16 protein-coding genes are annotated in these 20,077 nt (G+C 72.9%); 4 read left to right on the top strand and 12 right to left on the bottom strand.

Annotation, left to right across the window (positions count from 1 at the left end; genetic code table 11):
* Positions 1-10 precede the first annotated feature (10 nt).
* Complete coding sequence (locus tag O5O46_RS14045; RefSeq protein ID WP_269855721.1) at positions 11-295, top strand: hypothetical protein; 285 nt, start codon at positions 11-13, stop codon at positions 293-295.
* A 144-nt stretch (positions 296-439) separates the two neighbouring features.
* Here O5O46_RS14045 and O5O46_RS14040 read toward each other — a convergent pair whose 3' ends face one another.
* The 9 genes from O5O46_RS14040 to rsmI all read right to left on the bottom strand — a co-directional run bounded on the left by O5O46_RS14040 (position 440) and on the right by rsmI (position 11,142).
* Entirely contained in the window at positions 440-1,108 is a 669-nt protein-coding gene (locus tag O5O46_RS14040) for a response regulator transcription factor (RefSeq protein WP_269855720.1), read from the bottom strand.
* Between the two features lie 332 nt (positions 1,109-1,440).
* Positions 1,441-3,270, bottom strand: coding sequence for an outer membrane protein assembly factor BamB family protein (locus tag O5O46_RS14035; protein ID WP_269855719.1), 1,830 nt, complete (start codon positions 3,268-3,270; stop codon positions 1,441-1,443).
* 171 nt (positions 3,271-3,441) lie between these two features.
* Complete coding sequence (locus O5O46_RS14030; RefSeq protein WP_269855718.1) at positions 3,442-5,244, bottom strand: ABC-F family ATP-binding cassette domain-containing protein; 1,803 nt, start codon at positions 5,242-5,244, stop codon at positions 3,442-3,444.
* A 102-nt stretch (positions 5,245-5,346) separates the two neighbouring features.
* A complete protein-coding gene (locus tag O5O46_RS14025) occupies positions 5,347-6,270 on the bottom strand; it encodes a 4-(cytidine 5'-diphospho)-2-C-methyl-D-erythritol kinase (protein WP_269855717.1) in 924 nt (307 codons plus the stop codon).
* Positions 6,267-7,163, bottom strand: coding sequence for a 16S rRNA (adenine(1518)-N(6)/adenine(1519)-N(6))-dimethyltransferase RsmA (rsmA, locus tag O5O46_RS14020; RefSeq protein WP_269855716.1), 897 nt, complete (start codon positions 7,161-7,163; stop codon positions 6,267-6,269). Before rsmA ends, O5O46_RS14025 begins: the two co-directional genes overlap by 4 nt.
* A 29-nt stretch (positions 7,164-7,192) precedes the next feature.
* Entirely contained in the window at positions 7,193-8,536 is a 1,344-nt protein-coding gene (locus O5O46_RS14015; protein ID WP_269855715.1) for a resuscitation-promoting factor, read from the bottom strand.
* A 118-nt stretch (positions 8,537-8,654) separates the two neighbouring features.
* The gene (locus O5O46_RS14010; protein ID WP_269855714.1) at positions 8,655-9,551 is read right to left on the bottom strand and encodes a TatD family hydrolase; all 897 of its coding nucleotides are present in this window, start codon (positions 9,549-9,551) and stop codon (positions 8,655-8,657) included.
* A gap of 57 nt (positions 9,552-9,608) precedes the next feature.
* A complete protein-coding gene (locus tag O5O46_RS14005) occupies positions 9,609-10,085 on the bottom strand; it encodes a hypothetical protein (RefSeq protein ID WP_269855713.1) in 477 nt (158 codons plus the stop codon).
* A 211-nt stretch (positions 10,086-10,296) separates the two neighbouring features.
* Positions 10,297-11,142 (bottom strand): 16S rRNA (cytidine(1402)-2'-O)-methyltransferase, encoded by an 846-nt coding sequence (gene rsmI, locus O5O46_RS14000; protein WP_269855712.1) that lies wholly within the window; start codon positions 11,140-11,142, stop codon positions 10,297-10,299.
* 82 nt (positions 11,143-11,224) lie between these two features.
* Between rsmI and O5O46_RS13995 the strand changes: the two genes are divergently transcribed.
* Positions 11,225-12,934, top strand: a complete 1,710-nt coding sequence (locus O5O46_RS13995) for a dolichyl-phosphate-mannose--protein mannosyltransferase (protein WP_269855711.1) — start codon at positions 11,225-11,227, stop codon at positions 12,932-12,934.
* A 175-nt stretch (positions 12,935-13,109) separates the two neighbouring features.
* Positions 13,110-14,732, top strand: coding sequence for a penicillin-binding transpeptidase domain-containing protein (locus O5O46_RS13990; protein ID WP_269855710.1), 1,623 nt, complete (start codon positions 13,110-13,112; stop codon positions 14,730-14,732).
* A gap of 114 nt (positions 14,733-14,846) precedes the next feature.
* On the opposite strand, the gene O5O46_RS35330 is transcribed toward O5O46_RS13990, so the two are convergent.
* Genes O5O46_RS35330 through O5O46_RS13980 form a run of 3 tightly spaced genes read right to left on the bottom strand, consistent with a single transcriptional unit; the run spans position 14,847 to position 16,395 of the window.
* Positions 14,847-15,014, bottom strand: coding sequence for a hypothetical protein (locus O5O46_RS35330; protein ID WP_333482372.1), 168 nt, complete (start codon positions 15,012-15,014; stop codon positions 14,847-14,849).
* 26 nt (positions 15,015-15,040) lie between these two features.
* Positions 15,041-15,193: an SDR family NAD(P)-dependent oxidoreductase gene (locus tag O5O46_RS35325; RefSeq protein WP_333482371.1), complete on the bottom strand. Its 153-nt coding sequence runs from the start codon at positions 15,191-15,193 to the stop codon at positions 15,041-15,043.
* A gap of 26 nt (positions 15,194-15,219) precedes the next feature.
* The gene (locus O5O46_RS13980) at positions 15,220-16,395 is read right to left on the bottom strand and encodes a serine hydrolase domain-containing protein (RefSeq protein ID WP_269855709.1); all 1,176 of its coding nucleotides are present in this window, start codon (positions 16,393-16,395) and stop codon (positions 15,220-15,222) included.
* A 129-nt stretch (positions 16,396-16,524) separates the two neighbouring features.
* Here O5O46_RS13980 and O5O46_RS13975 point away from each other — a divergent pair, with 129 nt between their 5' ends.
* Positions 16,525-20,076 (top strand): S41 family peptidase, encoded by a 3,552-nt coding sequence (locus tag O5O46_RS13975; RefSeq protein WP_269855839.1) that lies wholly within the window; start codon positions 16,525-16,527, stop codon positions 20,074-20,076.
* The last annotated feature ends 1 nt before the right edge of the window (position 20,077 follow it).

Below are 20,077 nucleotides of genomic sequence, written 5' to 3'. Positions count from 1 at the left end.
GCGCAGCATCATGAGTGACTACCAGCACGAGGTCGAGGAGCTGGAGCGCCGGTCCGCCACCGCGGCGCGGCTGTTCGACATACGGGGCATCATCGGGGGCCTGTTCGCGGTCTACGGGGTGATCGTGACGATCGCCGGGATCACGGCGTCCGACGCGGACCTGCGCAAGGCGCAGGGGATCAACATCAACCTGTGGACCGGAGTCGGGATGCTGGTGCTCGGCGCGGCCTTCCTGCTCTGGCTGCGGCTCAGTCCCACGCCCGCGCCCGCGCAGGGGGCGGACGACGGTAACTAGCGTGCCGTCCGGCCGAGTTCCGGTTCGGGTGACGGCCGGTTCGGCACCGTCGGGCTCCACTGCGGGTTCGTGGCCGCTCGCCGTCGCGGCGGCGGGTCTCCTTCCGCCGCGACGGCGAGTCGGCGTCTTCGGAGCGACCCCCGCCTAGCCACCGGAGGCGCGGTCCAGCAAGCCCGTGCGGGCGGCCAGGGCCGCCGCCTCCAGGCGGGAGCCCACGCCCAACTTCATCAGGACGCGTTGCACATGGGTGCGGGCCGTACTGGGGGCGATGCCCATCCCGGCGGCGATCAGGCGGGTGTCCTCACCCTCCGCGACCCGCACCAGGACCTCGACCTCACGCGGGGTCAGTATCTGCAGCAGCCTGCTGCCCTCGTCGTCGGGTTCCGCCGCGGGGTGCAGCAGCTCGGCGAACGCCGCCTGGAGCAACTGCGGCGCCACCGCCACCTCCCCGGCCCGCGCCTTGGCCATCGCCCGCTCCACGCCCTCGATCCGCTCGTCGTGGCGCACGTAACCGGAGGCCCCGGCGGCGAACGCGGCGGCGATGCCGCGCGGATTGGGCACCGGCCCCAGCACGATCACCGCGATCGCCGGACGCTCCCGCTTGATCCGCGTCACCGGGTCGAACACCCCCGGCTCGGCGGGCGTCGACGTGCCCATCAGGCACACCTCGGGCGCCCGCCCGATCGCCAGGTCCGCCGCGCTCGAACTCGGCGCACCGGCCGCCAGCACACGGTGCCCGCGCAACTTCAGCGCGGAGGCCAAGGCTTCCGCGAGCAACCGGTGGTCGTCCACCACCACGATCCGTACGCCCATGTGGGCACTCCCCCATTCCCCACGCGCCCCTCCCGGCGTCCCGCCCACGCCACACCCCCCTGCGGCCCCGGTATAGCCCCGGAAGCTACACGCTTGTTCGAGATACCGCGCCCCATACCCGTCAGAAGCATCCCCGCATACCGAAAATCCCTCCCTTCCTGGCCGGTTCATGCCCGAAACCGTCCGGATCGGTTCGGAACATGCGACAGAAAGTTTGGTTTTGTCGGATGTCGACAGAGTGGAACCCGTAGCCGTCAACTCCAACGCCAACGGCCGCCCGTACGCGCGCACTCGGGGTGCGGGCGGCCGGGCGGCCGTCGGGTGGGCCAGGGTCAGTGCAGGGCACCCACCAGGTACTTCTCCAGACCGCCGCTGTAGATCTGCGACATCCCGATCGCCAGGGTGTTGTTGTGCCAGCCGAAGTCGGAGTCGCCCAGGCCCGCCGAGTCCAGGTCGCGCTCCTGCTGCGCAGTGGAGTCGTCGAAGGTGGTGTAGGTGGACAGCGCGCCGCTGGACGTGTCGGCCTTGAGGACCTTGCCCGCGTTCTCGAAGCCGGACATCTGGTACGCGATCACCGAGTTGCCGTCCACGCTCACCAACTGCATCGGCGCGTCAGCGCTCTTGGACAGCCACTTGCCGCTGCCGTTGGACAGGTCGAACGCCGCGATCTCGTTGGTGCTGGAGACCGAGCCGCTGCCGGAGTGCTGACTGGTCGCCATGTAGAGCGTGTTGCCGGAGACGGCCACGTTGTTGCAGGGGGTCATCTTGTCGGCAGGGCACCGGATCGCGTACTTGCCCTGGTCGGAACCGCTCTTGCCCAACGAGATCTTGCCGCCGAGACGGCCGCCGTCGACGTCCCAGATGTCGGTCATCGTCATGTCGCCCGCCCCGATACCGACCACCACCGGGTTGACCGAGATCACGCTGACCACCTCCGTACCCGCCGGGGCGTCCCAGGTCCACTTGGGCTTGCCGGACATCGGGTCGATCAGCGAGACGTGGTTGTTGTTCTCCTGGTTGTCGCCGTTGTAGTACACCTCGACCATCTGCGAGCCACCGGCGAAGCCCTTGTCATGGGCGTCGGAGCCGTTGTCCGAGTGCCACAGCGGCTTACCGGTGCTCACCTGGAACGAGACCGTCTGCTCCTGGGCCTCCACCGCGAGCACATCGCCGCTCATCGCCATGTCGGTGTACATCAGGAGGCTGCTGGTGAACCCCAGCGGCTTGTTCCACGCCAGCTTGCCGGTCGAGGCGTCGACGACCATCACGTTCTCGCAGTGCGTTCCGTACTGCACGGCGATCTTGTCGTTGACGATGTCGGTCGCGGCGTCGCAGGTGTCGCCCTCCGGAGACGGCACCGTCCACTGCTGCTGGCCGGAGCCGAGGTCGTACGCGGTGACACCGGTCGGCGTCTGCTTGATGACGTCACCGCCGCTGAACCACATGCCCGGGGTGGGGGCGATGTTCTGCTGCTTGGTCACGTTCGGCGCGGGCACCGTCCAGGCGACCTTGCCCGCGGAGTTGTGCGGCGCGTTGTCACCGCTGTTCCCCGAACCGCCGCCCCTAGCCGCCGACTTGGGCTTGCTGCCACCCGAGGTCAACAGGTAGGCACCGCCGCCGACCACCAGCACCGCCGCGACGATGCCCGCGATCAGCGCGGCCAGCCTGCCGCCGGACAGCCGACCGCCGGAGCCGCCGCCGGGCTGCGCCGGGAAGGGCGGCTGCTGCGGCTGCCCGTACGGGTTGCCGCCCCAACCCTGGTGCGGCATCGGCTGGGTCGGCGGCTGCTGCGCGTACGGGGACTGCTGGTAGCCGTACGGCGACGGCTGCTGGTACGGGTTCGGGCCGCCCTGGGCCGGGGGCTGCTGCGGGTAGCCGTAGCCGGGCGCGGGATAGCCGTACTGCGGCTGGCCCCCGGCGATCGGCGGAGCCTGCGGGGGCTGCCCCGGAGCCGCGGGAGGTGGCGGCGGGACCTGGCTCTGCACCGGCGGCGGAGGCGGCGGGACCGGCTGGCCCGGGGCCGCGGGTGGGGGCGGCGGGACCTGCGGGGGCTGGCCCGCGGGCGGGGGCGGAACCGCCGCGCCCGCGAGGTGGGTTGGCATCTCGTGCGGTGCGCGCTCCGGCGCGCCGGAGCCTCCGGTACCGTCAGGCGGCTGGGACATGAGCGGTTTTCCCCCGTGATCGTTCACTAGGCCCGCGGCACGGGCCTCGTACTAGGTGACGCTTGGGCTCAAGCGGGCACCTTTTGTATCACCCGGCGCCAAGCGGACGCCGGGCCGGTCCGTGCACGTGACATCGCCGTTATGCCCCCGCCGCCCGCCTCCACGAGCCTTTTACACCTCGTCCGCCAGCTCCAGCCAGCGCATCTCCAACTCCTCACGCTCATCGCGCAGTCCACGCAACTCGGCGTCCAGCTTGGCGACGTTCTCGAAGTCCGTCGGGTTCTCGGCGATCTGGGCGTGCAGCTTGGCCTCCTTCTCGCCGATCCTGTCGAGTTGGCGCTCGATCTTCTGGAGCTCCTTCTTCGCGGCGCGCGCGTCGGCCCCCGACGACCGGGGCTTGGCGGGAGCCGCGGACGCGGCCGGGGCCGCGGCGGCCTCGATCGCGGCGCGCCGCCGCTCCAGGTACTCGTCGATGCCGCGCGGCAGCATCCGCAACGTCGCGTCGCCGAGCAGCGCGAACACCCGGTCGGTGGTGCGCTCTATGAAGTAGCGGTCGTGGCTGATGACGACCATCGAGCCCGGCCAGCCGTCGAGGAGGTCCTCAAGCTGGGTGAGGGTCTCGATGTCCAGGTCGTTGGTCGGCTCGTCCAGGAACAGCACGTTCGGCTCGTCCATCAGCAGCCGCAGCAGCTGGAGTCGGCGCCGCTCACCGCCGGAGAGGTCGCCGACCGGGGTCCACTGCTTCTCCTTCGTGAAGCCGAACCGCTCGCACAGCTGCGAGGCGGTCATCTCACGGCCCTTGCCCAGGTCGACGCGCTGCCGCACCTGCTCCACGGACTCCAACACCCGCCAGGTCGGGTCGAGTTCGGCGACCTCCTGGGAGAGGTAGGCGAGCCGGACCGTCTTGCCGACGACCACCTTGCCGCCCGCGGGCTGCTTGTCGCCCTCCGTGTACGCGGCGTCGGCCAGCGCCCGCAGCAGCGAGGTCTTGCCCGCGCCGTTGACGCCGACCAGGCCGATCCGGTCGCCGGGGCCGAGCTGCCAGGTCAGGTGCTTGAGCAGCACCTTCTCACCGGCAGTGACGGTCACGTCCGCCAGGTCGAAGACCGTCTTGCCGAGCCGGGAGTTGGCGAACTTCATCAGCTCGGCGGAGTCCCGCGGCGGCGGCACGTCGGCGATCAGCTCGTTGGCCGCCTCGATGCGGAACCGCGGCTTGCTGGTACGCGCCGGAGCGCCGCGGCGCAGCCAGGCGAGCTCCTTTCGGGCCAGGTTCTGCCGCTTGGCCTCCTCGGAGGCGGCGCGGCGCTCGCGTTCCGCGCGGGCGAAGACGTAGTCGGAGTAGCCGCCCTCGTACTCGTGGACCTCGGCGCGCTGTACGTCCCACATGCGGGTGCACACCTGGTCGAGGAACCAGCGGTCGTGGGTGACGCACACCAGCGCGGAGCGGCGCGCCTGGAGGTGTTCGGCGAGCCAGGCGATGCCCTCGACGTCGAGGTGGTTGGTGGGCTCGTCCAGCACCAGCAGGTCCTGCTCGGCGATGAGCAGTTGGGCCAGCGCGATGCGGCGGCGCTCGCCGCCGGACAGCGGGCCGATGACGGTGTCCAGGCCCTGGGCGAAACCGGGCAGGTCGAGGCCGCCGAACAGGCCGGTCAGCACGTCGCGGATCTTGGCGTTGCCCGCCCACTCGTGGTCGGCGAGGTCGCCGAGCACCTCGTGCCGGATGGTGGCCGCCGGGTCGAGCGAGTCGTGCTGGGTGAGGACGCCGAGCCGAAGGTCGCCGACGTGGGTGACCCGGCCGCGGTCCGGTTCCTCCAGCTTGGTCAGGATGCGGATGAGGGTGGTCTTGCCGTCACCGTTGCGGCCGACCACACCGATGCGGTCGCCCTCCGAGACGCCGAGGCTGGTGCCGTCGAGCAGGGTGCGGGTTCCGTACACCTTGCCGATGGACTCGACGTTGATGAGGTTGACGGCCATTTCTCTCCAGGTATGGACGACTGGGTCGGCCTTCCAGCGTACTCAGGCGCGCGGTCGTGTTCGTCCCGCGTCCGCCGGGGAGCCCGGGCGGGCCCCAGGCCCCTAGCCCAGCACCGTTGCGCCGGGGGCCGGGCCTGACGTCACCCGGGCGGTGCGGCAGGTGCCGGAAGCCATGAGGGCCTCGGCCACCGCCTTGGCGGAGTTCGCGCCCTCGGCCAGGAAGGCGCAGGTGGGGCCGGAGCCCGAGACCAGGGCGGCGAGGGCGCCCGCTTCGGTGCCGGTGCGCAGGGTGTCGGCCAGGGCCGGGCGCAGCGACAGCGCGGCGGGCTGCAGGTCGTTGGACAGCGCGCCGGCGAGCGCGGGGGTGTCGCCGGTGCGCAGCGCCTCCAGCAGGCGCGGGGACGGCTGCGGGTCGGGCAGGTCCGCCGCGGTGTACCCGTGGCCGGAGCCCTTCCGCAGCCGGTCGCACTCGCGGTAGACCGCCGGGGTGGACAGTCCGCCGTCGGCGACCGCGAAAACCCAGTGGAACGTACCGCCGGTCTCCAGGGGTTCGAGCAGTTCGCCCCGGCCCCGGCCCAGCGCGGCGCCACCGACCAGGCTGAACGGCACGTCGCTGCCCAACTCGGCGCAGATGTCGAGGAGTTCGGCCCGGGAGGCGCCGGTGCCCCACAGCGTGTCGCAGGCCAGCAGTGCCGCCGCGGCGTCCGCGCTGCCGCCCGCCATGCCGCCCGCCACCGGGATGTCCTTGGCGATGTGCAGTCGCACGTCGGCCGGGATGCCGTACCGCCGGGCGAGGGCGAGCGCGGCGCGGGCCGCCAGGTTGCCCTCGTCCAGCGGCACCTGGTCGGCGTCCGGGCCTGCGGCGGTGATCCGCAGCCGGTCCGCCGGGGTGGCCGTCACCTCGTCGTACAGGCCGACGGCGAGGAAGACGTTGGCCAGGTCGTGGAAGCCGTCCGGGCGCAGACCGCCCACGGCCAGCTGGACGTTGACCTTGGCGGGCGCGCGGACGACGACGGGTGCGGTCACTGGGCTGCTGCCCCCTTGTGCTCGGCGATGCTCGCGAACTGCTCGACGGTCAGGGACTCGCCGCGGGCCTGCGGCGAGACCCCGGCGGCGGTCAGCGCCGCCTCGGCCGCGGCGGCCGATCCGGCCCATCCGGCGAGCGCCGCGCGCAGCGTCTTGCGGCGCTGGGCGAAGGCCGCGTCGATCACCGCGAAGACCTCCTCGCGGGTCGCCGTGGTCTTCGGCGGTTGGTCCCGCCGTACCAGGGAGACCAGGCCCGAGTCGACGTTCGGTGCGGGCCAGAAGACGTTGCGGCCGATGGCACCGGCCCGCTTGACCTCCGCGTACCAGTTGGCCTTGACCGACGGCACCCCGTACACCTTGGAGCCGGGGGTGGCGGCGAGCCGGTCGGCGACCTCGGACTGCACCATCACCAGGGTGCGTTCGATGGTCGGGAAGGTCTCCAGCATGTGCAGCAGCACCGGAACGGCCACGTTGTACGGGAGGTTGGCGACCAGCGCGGTCGGCGCCGGTCCGGGTAGTTCGGCGACCCGCATCGCGTCCCGGTGCACCAGCGCGAAGCGGTCGGCGCGGTGCGGCAGCCGGGCGGCGATGGTGCTGGGCAGCGCGGCGGCCAGCACGTCGTCGATCTCCACCGCGGTGACCCGGTCGGCGACCTCCAGCAGCGCCAGGGTCAGCGAGCCGAGCCCCGGCCCGACCTCGACCACCACGTCGTCGGGCCGTACATCGGCGGTGCGCACGATGCGGCGCACCGTGTTGGCGTCGATGACGAAGTTCTGGCCGCGCTGCTTGGTGGGGCGTACGCCCAGCGCGGCGGCCAGTTCTCGGATGTCGGCGGGGCCGAGCAGCGGGCCTGGCTCGTCGGCGGCTGGGGTGGTACGGGGGCTGGAGCTCACCGCAAAAGTTTACGTGCGCCGGGGAGCCGCTAGGACATCAGCTTGTGGCCGCAGACCGGCCAGGGGCTGGCGCCGCGGCGTACGTACAGCTTCTTGGCACGGTACGTCTGCTCGGCGGCGGGGGCGTCCTGCGGCCGTCCGGTGCCGCCGAGGGCGTGCCAGGTGTGGGTGTCGAACTGGTAGAGGCCGCCGTAGGTGCCGGACGGGTCGACGGCGTTGGGCCGTCCGCCCGCCTCGCAGCGGGCCAGGCCCGCCCAGTTGAGGCCGTCGGCTCCGGCGACCGAGGTGGGCTGGGGCCTGGTGCCGACGGCGATGACCTCGTCGATGGGTTCCTTCAGCACCCGGGAGCCGGTCTGCCGGGGCTTGTCCTTGACGCCGTTGACGGTGCGCTGTTCGTAGCTGACCTGGCGCACCCCGACCTCGCCGGGGATCACCACCACCTCGGTGCCCTTGAACTGGGCGGGGTCCGGCTGCCGCACGGTGTGGAACGGGATCGGTTCCTCGCGCACCTGGGTGCGGCCGGTGATCCGCATGACGGAGACGGTCTGGCCGTCGCGCGGGAAACTGCGGGGGTCGACGGAGGTGGTGTCCTTCGGCCCGAAGGCGATCCCCGCCTCGGCCGCCGCCTGCCGCACGGTGGCCGCGTTGGTGCGCACGGTGTGCTCCCGGCCGTCGGCCAGGAACGTCACGGTCCGCTCGGTGCGCACGTCGAGCCGCAGGCCCGACCGGCCGATCGGGGCGTCGGGGGCGGTGGACAGGTGCGCCCCCTCGGCGCGCACCCCGAGTTGCCGCAGCGCCTCGTCGACGGTGCGGGCGGTGGTCCACACCTGGTGCCGCTGGCCGTCGAGGGTGAGGCTGAGCGGGCGGCCGTGGCGCACCGCGATGTCCTCGCCGTCGTGCAGTCCGGCGTACGGGCCGGGGGCGACGGTGTCGTGGTCGCCGACCGGGATGTGCTGCTGGCGCAGCAGTTCGGGCACGTCGTCGGCGAAGGTGCGCAGGGTGTGCGGGGTTCCGTCGACGGTCAGCTCGATGTCCTTCTCACCGCTGAGGTAGGCGTAGGTGCCGCCGGTGAGGAAGGCGACCACCAGCATCCGGGGCAGCAGCTGGCGCAGCGGGTCGGGTCGTGCCGCGCGTCTGCGTCGCCCGGTGCCGCGGGTGGCGGCGCGGGCGGCGGCCTTGCGGTTGTGCCGGGCCGCGGCGCGGGTCCCCTCGTACGGGCCGGTCTCGTAGGGCTCGTACGGCGTCGGGTAGGGGGTCTGGCGAGGCAGCACGGTGGTGGCGGTGCCGCCCGCCAGGTCGGTGGGCGGCGGGGCGGGCCGGGGTGCGACGCGGGTGCCTCGGCCCCCTCGATGACTGCCCTGCGAACTGCTCACGAAGACTCCACAGGTCCGGCTCCCCTTGCTCGGGAGGAGGACCCTAGCGAACCCCGCGGCCACTCTCCAAAGCCGTCATGTCACCCTGTGTAGTGAAAATCGGCGAGGCCGGGGCGAATTACGGCGCATAGCCGAACGCCCGGGCGGTGTTGGCGGCGACGGCCGCGGCCAGTTCGTCCTCCTCGACGCCCTTGACGGCCGCCATCGCCCGCAGCGTGATCGGGATCAGGTAGGGCGCGTTGGGCCGCCCCCGGTACGGCGCGGGGGTGAGGAACGGCGCGTCGGTCTCCACCAGCAGCAGGTCGAGCGGAGCCACGGTGAGCGCGTCGCGCAGCGGCTGGGCCGACTTGAAGGTGATGTTGCCCGCGAAGGACATGTAGTACCCGGCCTCGGCGCAGATCTTGGCCATCCGCTCGTCGCCGGAGTAGCAGTGGAAGACCACGGTGCGCGGCGCGCCCTCCTCCTCCAGCACCCGCAGCACGTCCGCGTGCGCCTCGCGGTCGTGGATGACCAGCGCCTTGTCGTGGCGCTTGGCGATCTCGATGTGGCGGCGGAAGGAGTAGGTCTGCGCCTCGACGCCCTCCGGGCCGGTACGGAAATAGTCCAGGCCCGTCTCTCCGACGCCGCGCACCTGCGGTAGCGCGGCGAGGCCGGCGATCTCCTCCAGCGCGGCGTCGAGGGCGGCCAGGCCGCCCGGCTGCCTGGCGCCCTGCCGGGACCAGCCGTCGGGGTCGCCGTGCACGATGCGGGGGGCCTCGTTGGGGTGCAGCGCCACGGTGGCGTGCACGTTCTCATGGGCGGCCGCGGTTTCGGCCGCCCAGCGCGATCCGGCGAGGTCGCAGCCGACCTGTACGACGGTGTCGACGCCGACCGAGGCGGCCTTGGCCAGCGCCTCCTCGACGGTGCCGTCCTGCATGTCCAGGTGGGTGTGCGAGTCGGCGACCGGAACCCGCAACGGCTCCGGAAGCGGCGGAGCCGCCGCCGTGTCTTGCCTGGGGGTTGCCTGTGCCGCCATGCCCCGGAGTCTACGGACGCGGCGTCCGGAGGCGGTACGCGGGAGGGGGCGGCCGGGTCAGGCCGCGCGGTCCCGGCCTCGGCCGTGGCCGCGGTGGAAGAGGTGGAGCAGGTCGGCGAGGCGCCAGTGGTGGCGCGGCCTGGCCGTCGAATCGCCGGGGGCGGTGGAGTGCGGCCCGCCGGGTTCGTAGGCGGCGTCGTGCCGTTCGTGCTGCTCGTGCTGCTCGGGGAAGGGCAGGATCATCGGATCCCAGCGGCGGGCGCCGGAAACCCGCCCGGACCGCATGATGCGGACCGTGTGGCCGCCGCAGTTCTGGCAGGCCGGATGGGTCAGCGGCGAGGGCACCCGCCTGCTGCCCGCGTAGTAGGTGACGGTGGTGCGACCGGTCTCGTCGGTGTTGTGCACTATCTCGTACGACTGCTCCCAGCCGTGCCCGCAGCGCAGGCACGCGAACGAATAGGCCTCGTGAACCGTCTCGGCCGACGCCGGTCCGGTGGCGGGTCCTCCGTACGGGGTGCCTATGGCCTCGCTCATGGCAGCTCCTGATGCCCTCCGGACAAGGTGCCCGGAGCGGGACTTTCCCACTACCAGCGAACGCCTCCTGCTGGCGGGGCGCAGTAGTGGTTCCCGTCTCTTGAGCCAGATTTGGGGTGATTGTGGGCTGTGCCGCCGATAGGGCTCAGCCCCTTTACCCGTCCACGTTAGACCTTTACCGCGACTTGTGACGCGCTGACGTGAGTGCTGGTCAGCGGGCGGTTTTCGCGGCCACCACGGCGTCGAACACCTGTCGCTTCGGCACTGAGGCCTCGGTGGCGACGGCGGCGATGGCGGCCTTGCGGGCCTCGCCGGCGGACTCGCGTACGGCGACCCGGCGAGCCAGTTCCGCGGGGTCGAGTTCCTGCGGGGACGGGGCCGGGGCGCCCGCGACGACGACGGTGATCTCGCCGCGTACGCCGTCGGCGGCCCAGGCGGCCAGATCCTTCAGCGGGCCGCGCCTGACCTCCTCGTAGGTCTTGGTCAGCTCGCGGCAGACGGCGGCGCGGCGGTCCGCCCCGAACGCCTCGGCCATCGCGGTGAGGGTGTCGGCCAGCCGGTGCGGGGCCTCGAAGTACACCAGCGTGCGGCGCTCGTCCGCGACCTCGCGCAGCCGGGACAGCCGCTCACCGGACTTGCGCGGCAGGAAGCCCTCGAAGCAGAACCGGTCCACCGGCAGACCGGACAGCGCCAGCGCGGTCAGTACGGCCGACGGTCCGGGTACCGCGGTGACCCGGATGTCGCGCTCCACGGCGGCGGCCACCAGGCGGTAGCCAGGGTCGGAGACGGACGGCATTCCGGCGTCGGTGACCAGCAGCACGCGGCTGCCCTCGGCGAGGGCGTCGACGAGTTCCGGGGTGCGGGCGGTCTCGTTGCCCTCGAAGTACGAGACGATCCGCCCGGCCGGGGTGACCCCCAGCGCGGCGGTCAGCCGGCGCAGCCGCCGGGTGTCCTCGGCGGCGATCACATCGGCCGACGCCAGTTCCGCGGCGAGCCGCGGCGGCGCGTCCTCCGGGTCGCCGATGGGGGTTCCGGCCAGTACGAGTGTTCCGCTCACGCGCCCCAGTCTCCCCTACCCGCACGGCCACACGGGTGGGCGGGAGGGCGATTTCCCCAGGGGGCTTCCCTACGATGGCTCGGTGAGCAGTGACACCGCGACAGACGCCGCACCGCCCCCGGGCGCGAGTCCCGCGCCCGAGGCGCCGAGTCCGTGGGCGCGACGCCTGCGGCGGTTCGGGTACGCCGGGAGCGGGCAGCGGTCCGCCCGGGAGCGGCTGATCGACCCGTTCCCCGCCCCCGGGACCAGGCTCTGGCAGGCCATCGGACTCACCCCGGCGCTGGCCGACCGGCTGGCCCGCTGGTCCGGCTGGGCCGGGCCACTGCTCGTCGCACTGCTGGCGGGCGCCCTGCGCTTCTGGCACCTGGGCAGCCCGCGCGCGGTGATATTCGACGAGACGTACTACGCCAAGGACGCGTGGGCGCTGCTGCAGCACGGCTACGAGGGCGCCTGGCCGGACAACGCCAACCAGTTGATCCTCGGCCATCCGCAGCGCATCCCGCTGGGCCTGGACCCGTCGTACGTGGTGCATCCGCCGATGGGCAAGTGGGTGATCGCGCTCGGCGAGTGGCTCTTCGGGCTGACACCGTTCGGCTGGCGCTTCTCGGTCGCGGTGCTCGGCACGGTGTCGGTGTTCATGCTGTGCCGGATCGGTCGGCGGCTGCTGCGCTCCACCGCGCTCGGCTGCCTGGCCGGTGGGCTGATGGCGGTGGACGGACTGCAGTTCGTGATGAGCCGCACCTCGCTGCTCGACCTGATCGCGATGTTCTGGGTGCTGGCCGCGTTCGGCGCGCTGCTGATCGACCGGGACGCCGCCCGCGCGCGGCTGGCGGCCGCGCTGCCCGCGGACGGCCGCCCGAACGGCGCGGTCGCCTTGGGCACCCGGCTCGGCTGGCGGCCGTGGCGGATCGCCGCGGGCGTACTGCTCGGCCTGGCCTGCGCGACGAAGTGGAACGGCGCGCCGTACCTGGTGGCGTTCGGGATCATGGCGGTGCTGTGGGACACGGGTGCGCGCCGGGTGGCGGGCGCCCGGCACCCGTACCGGGCGATGCTGCGCCGCGACGCCGTCCCGGCGTTCTGCTCGTTGGTGCCGGTGGCGCTGGCCACCTATCTCGCCTCGTGGACCGGCTGGTTCGCCACCGGCAACGGCTACTTCAGGCACTGGGCGGACGGCCGCGGCGGCACCTGGTCGTGGATCCCGGCGCCGCTGCGCTCGCTGTGGCACTACCAGCACCAGGTGTACGACTTCAACATCCATCTGACGCAGCCGCACACCTACCAGTCCAACCCGTGGAGCTGGTTGGTGCTGGGCCGCCCGGTGTCGTACTTCTACGAGTCGCCCAAGCTCGGCCAGAACGGCTGTACGGCGCCCGGTGGTTGTGCCCGTGAGGTGCTGGCGCTGGGCACCCCGCTGCTGTGGTGGGCGGCCTGTTTCGCGCTGCTCTTCCTGCTGTTCCGCTGGGCGCTGCGGCGCGACTGGCGGGCGGGCGCGGTCCTGTGCGGGGTGGCGGCCGGGTACCTGCCGTGGTTCAACTACCAGGAGCGGACCATCTTCCTGTTCTACGCGGTGGTGTTCGTGCCGTTCCTGTGCCTGGCGGTGGCCATGATGGTGGGCGCGCTGCTGGGTCCGGCAGGGGCGACCGAACGGCGCCGCATGTGGGGCGCGGTGGGCGCGGGCACACTGGTGCTGCTGATCATCTGGAACTTCATCTACTTCTTCCCGCTCTACACCGGCATGACGATCCCGATGGACGCGTGGCGGGCGAGGATGTGGTTGGACACCTGGATCTGAGGGTTTCAAGCGGTCTGCCGGACATGGGCGATTCGAGAGGTTACGGCCCAAGCGTGACTGAGTGATTGCGTCCGGTTGTGGAATCTTGACCCCATGGACACATCTGTGTCATAGAGTGCCCCCGCGTCACGCTCCTCGACGGTTGGTGCGGAGGCGACGAGTTGGGGAGGGTCAGGTGCAGGGAGCGACGAAGGGCGTCGTGATCGGTGGTGCGATCGCGGTGGTGCTCGCGGCGGTCGGGTTCGGCGGGTACGACCTGTTTCACAGCGTGTCCAGCAAGCCGACGGCCGACGCCTCGCCGGTACCGAAGGTGACCGCTCCCCCGTCGGCGGCCGAAGTGCGGAGCACCGCGCACGACTTCCTGGCCGCCTGGGCCTCCGGCGACGTCGCCAAGGCCGCCGCGCTGACCGACGACAGCACGCAGGCGACCGCCCAGCTGACCTCCTATCGAAGTGATCTGCACGTCAGCAGGTTGACGCTGGCGGACAAGCCGGCCACCGGCACCCGCGTCCCGTTCTCGGTGCGCGCCGGAGTCTCCTACGACGGGCAGGACTCCGCGTGGGACTACGACTCGGCACTGACCGTGGTGCGGGACGCCTCCGGAAAGCCGGTCGTCAAGTGGGCGCCCGCGGTGCTCAACCCCAAGCTGACCTCGGGCCAGGGCCTGGAGGCCGCCCCGTCCAGCACTCCGCCGCCGCTCACCGCCGTCGACCGCAACGGCACGGCGCTGACCGCCGCCAAGTACCCGTCGCTGGCCGGAATCCTCAGCGAACTGCAGACCCGCTACGGCAGCACGATGCAGGGCACCCCGGGGATGGACATCCGGATCAAGGGCGCCGACGGCAAGCCGGGCGCCTCGCTGCACCCGCTCTCCCAGGGCAAGCCGGGCAAGCCGCTGAGGACCACCATCGACGCCACCCTCCAGGCGCAGGCGGAGAAGTCGGTCACCACCCAGGGCCCGGACGCCGCGGTGGTGGCGATCCAGCCGAGCACCGGCGACATACTCGCCGTCGCCAACAACCCGGCGGGCGGCTACGACAAGGCGCTGCTGGGCACCTACGCGCCCGGCTCCACCTTCAAGGTGATCACCGCGTCCACCCTGCTGACCACCGGCAAGGTCACCCCCGGTACGCCGCTGGACTGCCCGAAGACCATCTCGTACGGCGGCCGCAGCTTCCACAACGTGGAGGGCATGCAGATCGACAAGGCCACCTTCGCCCAGGACTTCGCGGCCTCCTGCAACACCGCCTTCATCTCCACGGCGAACGTGCTGCCGGACGGCGCGGTGGAGAACGAGGCGCACGACGTGTTCGGTCTCGGCCTCAACTGGTCGACGGGCGTGCCCTCCTGGGACGGCAAGGTGCCGGTGGGCACCGGCTCGGAGAAGGCGATGACCATGATCGGCCAGGGCCAGGTCCAGGTGAGCCCGCTGGACATGGCGTCGGTGGCGGCCACCGCCAAGTCCGGGGCGTTCCACCAGCCGGTCATCGTTCCCACCTCGGTGGACAACCGGCAGATCGCGCAGGCGCCGCAGCAGTTGCCCGCGTCGGTCGACGCCGCGCTGCGTTCGATGATGGTGCTCACCGCCCGGCAGGGCACCGCCGCGCCGACCGTGGGCCAGCTCGGCGGTGACGTGGGCGCCAAGACCGGCACCGCGGAGGTGGACGGCCAGACCAAGCCCAACAGCTGGTTCCTGGCCTACCGCGACGATGTCGCCGCGGCGGCGGTGGTGCCGAACACCGGCGAGGGCTACAAGTTCGCGGGGAAGATCGTGGCGGCACTGCTGTCCGCGAGCTGATCCACTCCGCCGGGGGCACCTCCGCGTTTCCGGGAGACTCGGCCCCCGGACCCTCGCGGAACGAGCGGTTCATGCCGAGGGTGCCCACCAGCGGCCCGCCTTCGACCGGCAGCGTCACCCGGTGACCCAGGAGGCGTCCGCCGAGGCGGGGTAGGCGACGGCCGCGGCGATGCCCTCCGGGGTGCCGACCCGGCCCAGCGGGCACCCTGCTCCGCCGCCCGGCGCAGCGCCTCGGCGGCGCAGGACGTCGAGTGAGCCGAAGCGTTCAACCGCCAACGCCACGGCGGCCGTTACCGCCTACTCGTCCCTCACGTCGCAGCCGTACGCCACACCGCCGACGTGGCGGCGGTCCGCTCCGCCCGGTCCGGGTTGCGGCCGGCCACCGGGACCGCGGCGCCCTCGGCCGCGCCATGGCGGGCGAGGGCCGCGCCGATGCCCTGGCCCGCGCCGGGGACCAGCACCCCGTACCCGGCGCATCGCCGTGGACTCAGCGCAGGCAGGAGCGCAACGCCCGTACCAGGGCCTGCGCCCGCGGGTCCGCGGTCACCGACTTCTGCAGGCCGCCTGTGACGTAGCCGAAGGCGATGCCCGACTCGGGGTCGGCGAAGCCCAGCGAACCGCCGCGCCCGGGGTGGCCGAAGGAGCCGGGGGCCAGCAGCGGGCAGGACGGGCCGTGCAGCATGAAGCCGTGACCGAACCGGGTGTTGACCACCAGCACCCGGTCCGGGCCGTCGGACTCCGGGGACCGGGCGGCGGTCAGCGTCGCCGGGGTGAACAGCGGTCGTCCGCCGTCCACGCCGGTGGCCAGCGCCGCGTAGCAGCGGGAGAGCGAGCGGGCGGTGGCGATCGCGTTGGAGGCCGCCAACTCGCCTGCCTGGTACGCCGGTTCGTTCTCGTCCACAGGGGCGGATATCGCCTCGAAGGCGCGCCGGGTCAGCGACTCGGGGTCGGCGTACGCCTCGGCGACGGATCGTTTCGGCCGGGTGCGCAGACCCGCCGCGGCCGGTGCGGACGGGGCCGGTACGGCGGCGATCCGGCCGACCCGTGCCGCCTGCCGCGGCGGCAGGCCGAACCACAGGTCGAGGCCGAGCGGGCGGCCGATCTCCTGGGCGAACCACTGGCCGAGGGTGCGGCCGGTGGCCCGTAGCACCAGTTCGCCCAGCAGCCAGCTGAACGTCTGCGCGTGGTAGCCGTGCTCGCTGCCCGGCTCCCACTGCGGGCGCTGGGCGGCGACCGCGCGCGGCCCGCTGATCCCGTCCAGGGCCTGGGCGACGGTGAGCGGGGTGTCCAGCGCGGGCACCCCGACGCGGTGGGTGAGCAGATGGCGCACCAGGGCGCGCTCCTTGCCCGCCGCCTTGAACTCCGGCCAGTAGCTGCCCACCGGCGCGTCGAGGTCCAGTTGGCCGCGCTGGTGCAGCAGAAGCAGGCAGGCGGCGGCCGGGCCCTTGCCCGCGGAGCGGATGATCTGCGCGGTGTCGCCCTCCCACCGCGGCCCCTCGGGCTCGTCGGCCCGCGCGGCACCGGCCCACAGATCGACCACCAGACGGCCGCCCAGGTGGACGGCCACCGCCGCCCCCCGCTCCCCGCGCCGCTCGAACCCCTCTCGGAACGCCTCCCGGACCGGCTCGAAGCCGTCCGCCACCGTCCCGTGGACCTCCACCACTGCCCGCTCCCGCTCCTGCCCCGACCGTGCTCCTTCAGACCGTCTCCCCCATGGTGCACGGCCCATGACCGGCGCCAAAAGTTGCCCTCCGCAATCCCTCCCAGAACCATGGAAAACGTGACAGTCGTGATGGACGACGCATATATCAGGTTCCCCCACCTGCACGGCGACCTGCTGTGCTTCGTCGCCGAGGACGACCTGTGGGTGGCGCCGTTGCCCGCCGCCGGGGACGTCCCGGAACGGGCCTGGCGGATCACCGCGGACCGCACCCGGCTGGGGCACCCCCGGTTCTCCCCGGACGGCTCCACCATCGCGTTCACCACCTGGCGCAGCCTGGACCCCGAGGTGCACCTGGTGCCGGTGGACGGCGGACCGGCGCGCCGGCTGACGTACTGGGGCAGCCCGGACGCCCGGGTGTGCTCCTGGACACCGGACGGGCGGATCCTGGCCGTCTCCTCGCACGGGCAGCCGTTCTCGCACTTCTCCTGGGCCTACGCGATCACCACGGACGGCTCGCCCGGCAGACGGCTCCCATGGGGGCAGGTCTCCGACATCGCGGTCGCCGACCTGGACGGCGAGCACCTCACCCTGATCCTGAACGGCACTCCCCCGCACGAACCGGCGTCCTGGAAGCGGTACCGGGGCGGCGCGACGGGGCGGCTGTGGCTCCAGGGCGCCCGGCTGCTGCCGGAACTGCACGGACACCTGGACTGCCCCATGTTCGTGGCCGGGCGGATCGCCTTCCTCTCCGACCACGAGGGCGTGGGCAACCTGTACTCGTGCCTGCCGGACGGCTCCGACCTGCGGCGGCACACCGACCACGCGCGGTTCTACGCCCGCAACGCGTCGACCGACGGCCGGCGGGTGGTCTACCAGTGCGCGGGCAGGCTGTGGCTGGCCGAGGACCTCGCCGATCCCGCGGGGACGCCGCGCCGCCTGGACGTACGGCTGGGCGGCGCGCGCAACGGCCGCCGCCCGTACCAGGTCCCGGCCGCCGCCCACCTCACCGGGCTGGCGTGCGACACCACCGGGCGGGCCAGCGCGGTGTGCGTACGCGGCAGCCTGTACTGGCTCACCCACCGGGACGGCCCGGCACGCACCATCGTCGACCGGCCCGGCTCCCGGGTGCGGCTGCCGGTGATGCTGGGCGGCACCGGGCGGGTGGCGTTCGTCTCGGACACGGGCGGCGAGGACGCCATCGGGATCGCCGACCTGCCCGGCCGCGCGGTCCGCTTCGCCGCCGTCTCCGGGATCACCGGCGCGGTCCCGACCAGCCCGGAGGCGTTCGACGAGCCCCTCGGCACGGGCAGCCGCGAGCGCGCCGCCCCCTCACGCACCGCGCCCGGCGCGAACGACACCGCGAAAGCGGACGACATCGCCCGCCACGCCGCGGAGCGCGCCGCCCCCGCGGACCCCCCGGACCCGTCCGCCGACGGCACCGCGGCCGACGCCGAGGAACCGGCCCGGCCGCCGGTGGACACCCAGGAACGGCGGCTGGCGCAGGGCGAGTTGGGGAGGGTGCACGAGCTGGTGGCCTCTCCGGACGGCGCCGTCCTCGCCGTCGCCTCGCACGACGGACGGCTGCTGCTGGTGGCGACCGGCGCCGCCGAGCCCCGTGGCACCAGCACGGACGTGGACGACACGCTGCCGCCCGAGGAGCCGCCGCGCACCGTGCCAGCGGGGACCGTGGTGGAGCTGGTGCGCTCCGACAACGGGCCGGTGCGCGACCTGGCGTTCTCGCCCGACTCGGCCTGGCTGGCCTGGTCGCACCCGGGCATCGGCCGTACGCTGCGGCAGATCAGGATCGCCAACCTGACGAGCGGCACCATCATCGACGTCACCAACGGCCGCTTCGAGGACGAGGGTCCGGTCTTCACCCGGGACGGCCGCTATCTGGCGTTCCTGTCCTGGCGCGGCTTCGACCCGGTATACGACGTGCACACCGGCGACCTGTCCTTCCCGCTGGGCTGCCGCCCCTACCTGGTCCCGCTCAACTCCGCGACGCCGTCGCCGTTCGCGCTGCCGGTCGAGGGGCGGCCGATCACCGGCGGCCTGGACGCGGTCGACGGCACCGAGGGGCCGGTCGTGGTGGAGGCGGAGGGGCTGCCGAACCGGGTGACGCCGTTCCCGGTCGCGGCGTCGAAGTACTCCTCGCTCTCCCCGGTGCGCGGCGGACTGGTCTGGCTGCGCTGGCCGATCTCCGGTGCGCTGGGCGAGACCTTCGCCAACCCCGCCGACCCGTCGCCGCGGCCGACGTTGGAGTACTTCGACCTGTTCCGGACCCGGCGCACCGAGTTGCTGCGGCACATGGACTGGTACGCGGTCAGCGGCGACGGCCGCCGTCTCGTGGTCTACGACGACGGTGACCTCGCCGTCGTCCCGGCGTACGAGCGGGGTGACGACGACTCGACGGTCCTGCTCGACATGCGCCGCATCCTGCACGAGGTGAACCCGGCCGCCGAGTGGCGGCAGGCGTACCAGGAGGCCGGGCGGATCATCCGGGACTACTTCTGGGCGCCCGACATGTGCGGCATCGACTGGCCCGCGGTGCTCGACCAGTACCGCCCGCTGGTCGAACGGGTCGCGTCCCCCGAGGAGTTCGCCGATCTGCTGCGGGAGATCCTCGGTGAGCTCGGCACCTCGCACGCGTACTGCACCGCCGCCCGGCGCAACGAGGGACCGCCGCACTACCAGCGGCCGATGGGGCTGCTGGGCGCCAACTTCCAGCACGACAAGGACGGTTCGTGGTCGGTCCGGCGGATCCTGCCGGGTGAGTCCTCGGACTCCAAGGCGCGGTCACCGCTGGCCGGTACCGGGGTGCGCGAGGGCGCGGTGCTCACCCATGTCGACGGTCGCCCGGTGGACCCGCTGACCGGCCCCTATCCGCTGCTGGCGGGGGCGGGCGGAACCACCGTGGAGCTGACGTTCGCCCCGCCGCGGGGATCCGACGGGCCGTCCCGCCGGGTCGCGGTGGCGCCGCTGATCGACGAGCGTCCCCTGCGCTACCAGGACTGGGTGGCCAAACGCCGTGCGGTGGTACGGGAGTTGAGCGGCGGCCGGTGCGGCTATCTGCACATCCCGGACATGGGCGGCTCCGGCTGGGCGCAGTTCAACCGCGACCTGCGGATGGAGGTCTCCCGGCCCGCGCTGATCGTGGACGTACGGGGCAACGCGGGCGGCAACATCAGCGAGTTGGTGATCGAGAAGCTGACCCGCAAGATCCTCGGCTGGGACCTGACCCGGGGCGCCCAGCCGGTGAGCTACGCCAGCAACGCCCCGCGCGGACCGATCGTGGCACTCGCCGACGAGGCGACCTCCTCCGACGGCGACATGATCACCGCCGCTTTCAAGCAGCTGGCCCTCGGACCGGTGGTCGGCACCCGCACCTGGGGCGGAGTGGTCGGCATGACCGGCCGCCACCGGCTGATCGACGGCACGGTGATCACCGTGCCGATGAACGCCGCCTGGTTCGACGGGTACGGCTGGGGGATCGAGAACGGCGGCGTCGCCCCGGACATCGAGGCGCTGCGCACTCCGCTGGACTGGGCCGAGGGCCGCTCCTCGCAGCTGGCGGTGGCCGTGCGCACCGCGCTGGACCTGCTGGAGAAGCATCCGCCGGCCACCCCGCCGGACCTCTCCGGGCGTCCCGACCGCAGCCGTCCGCCGCTGCCACCGCGGTAGT

Source organism: Streptomyces sp. RPT161, from assembly GCF_027533845.1.
Lineage (GTDB): Bacteria > Actinomycetota > Actinomycetes > Streptomycetales > Streptomycetaceae > Streptantibioticus_A > Streptantibioticus_A silvisoli_A.
The sequence above is the reverse complement of the archived record's forward strand: the minus strand, read 5'-3'. Positions and strand labels throughout refer to the sequence as shown.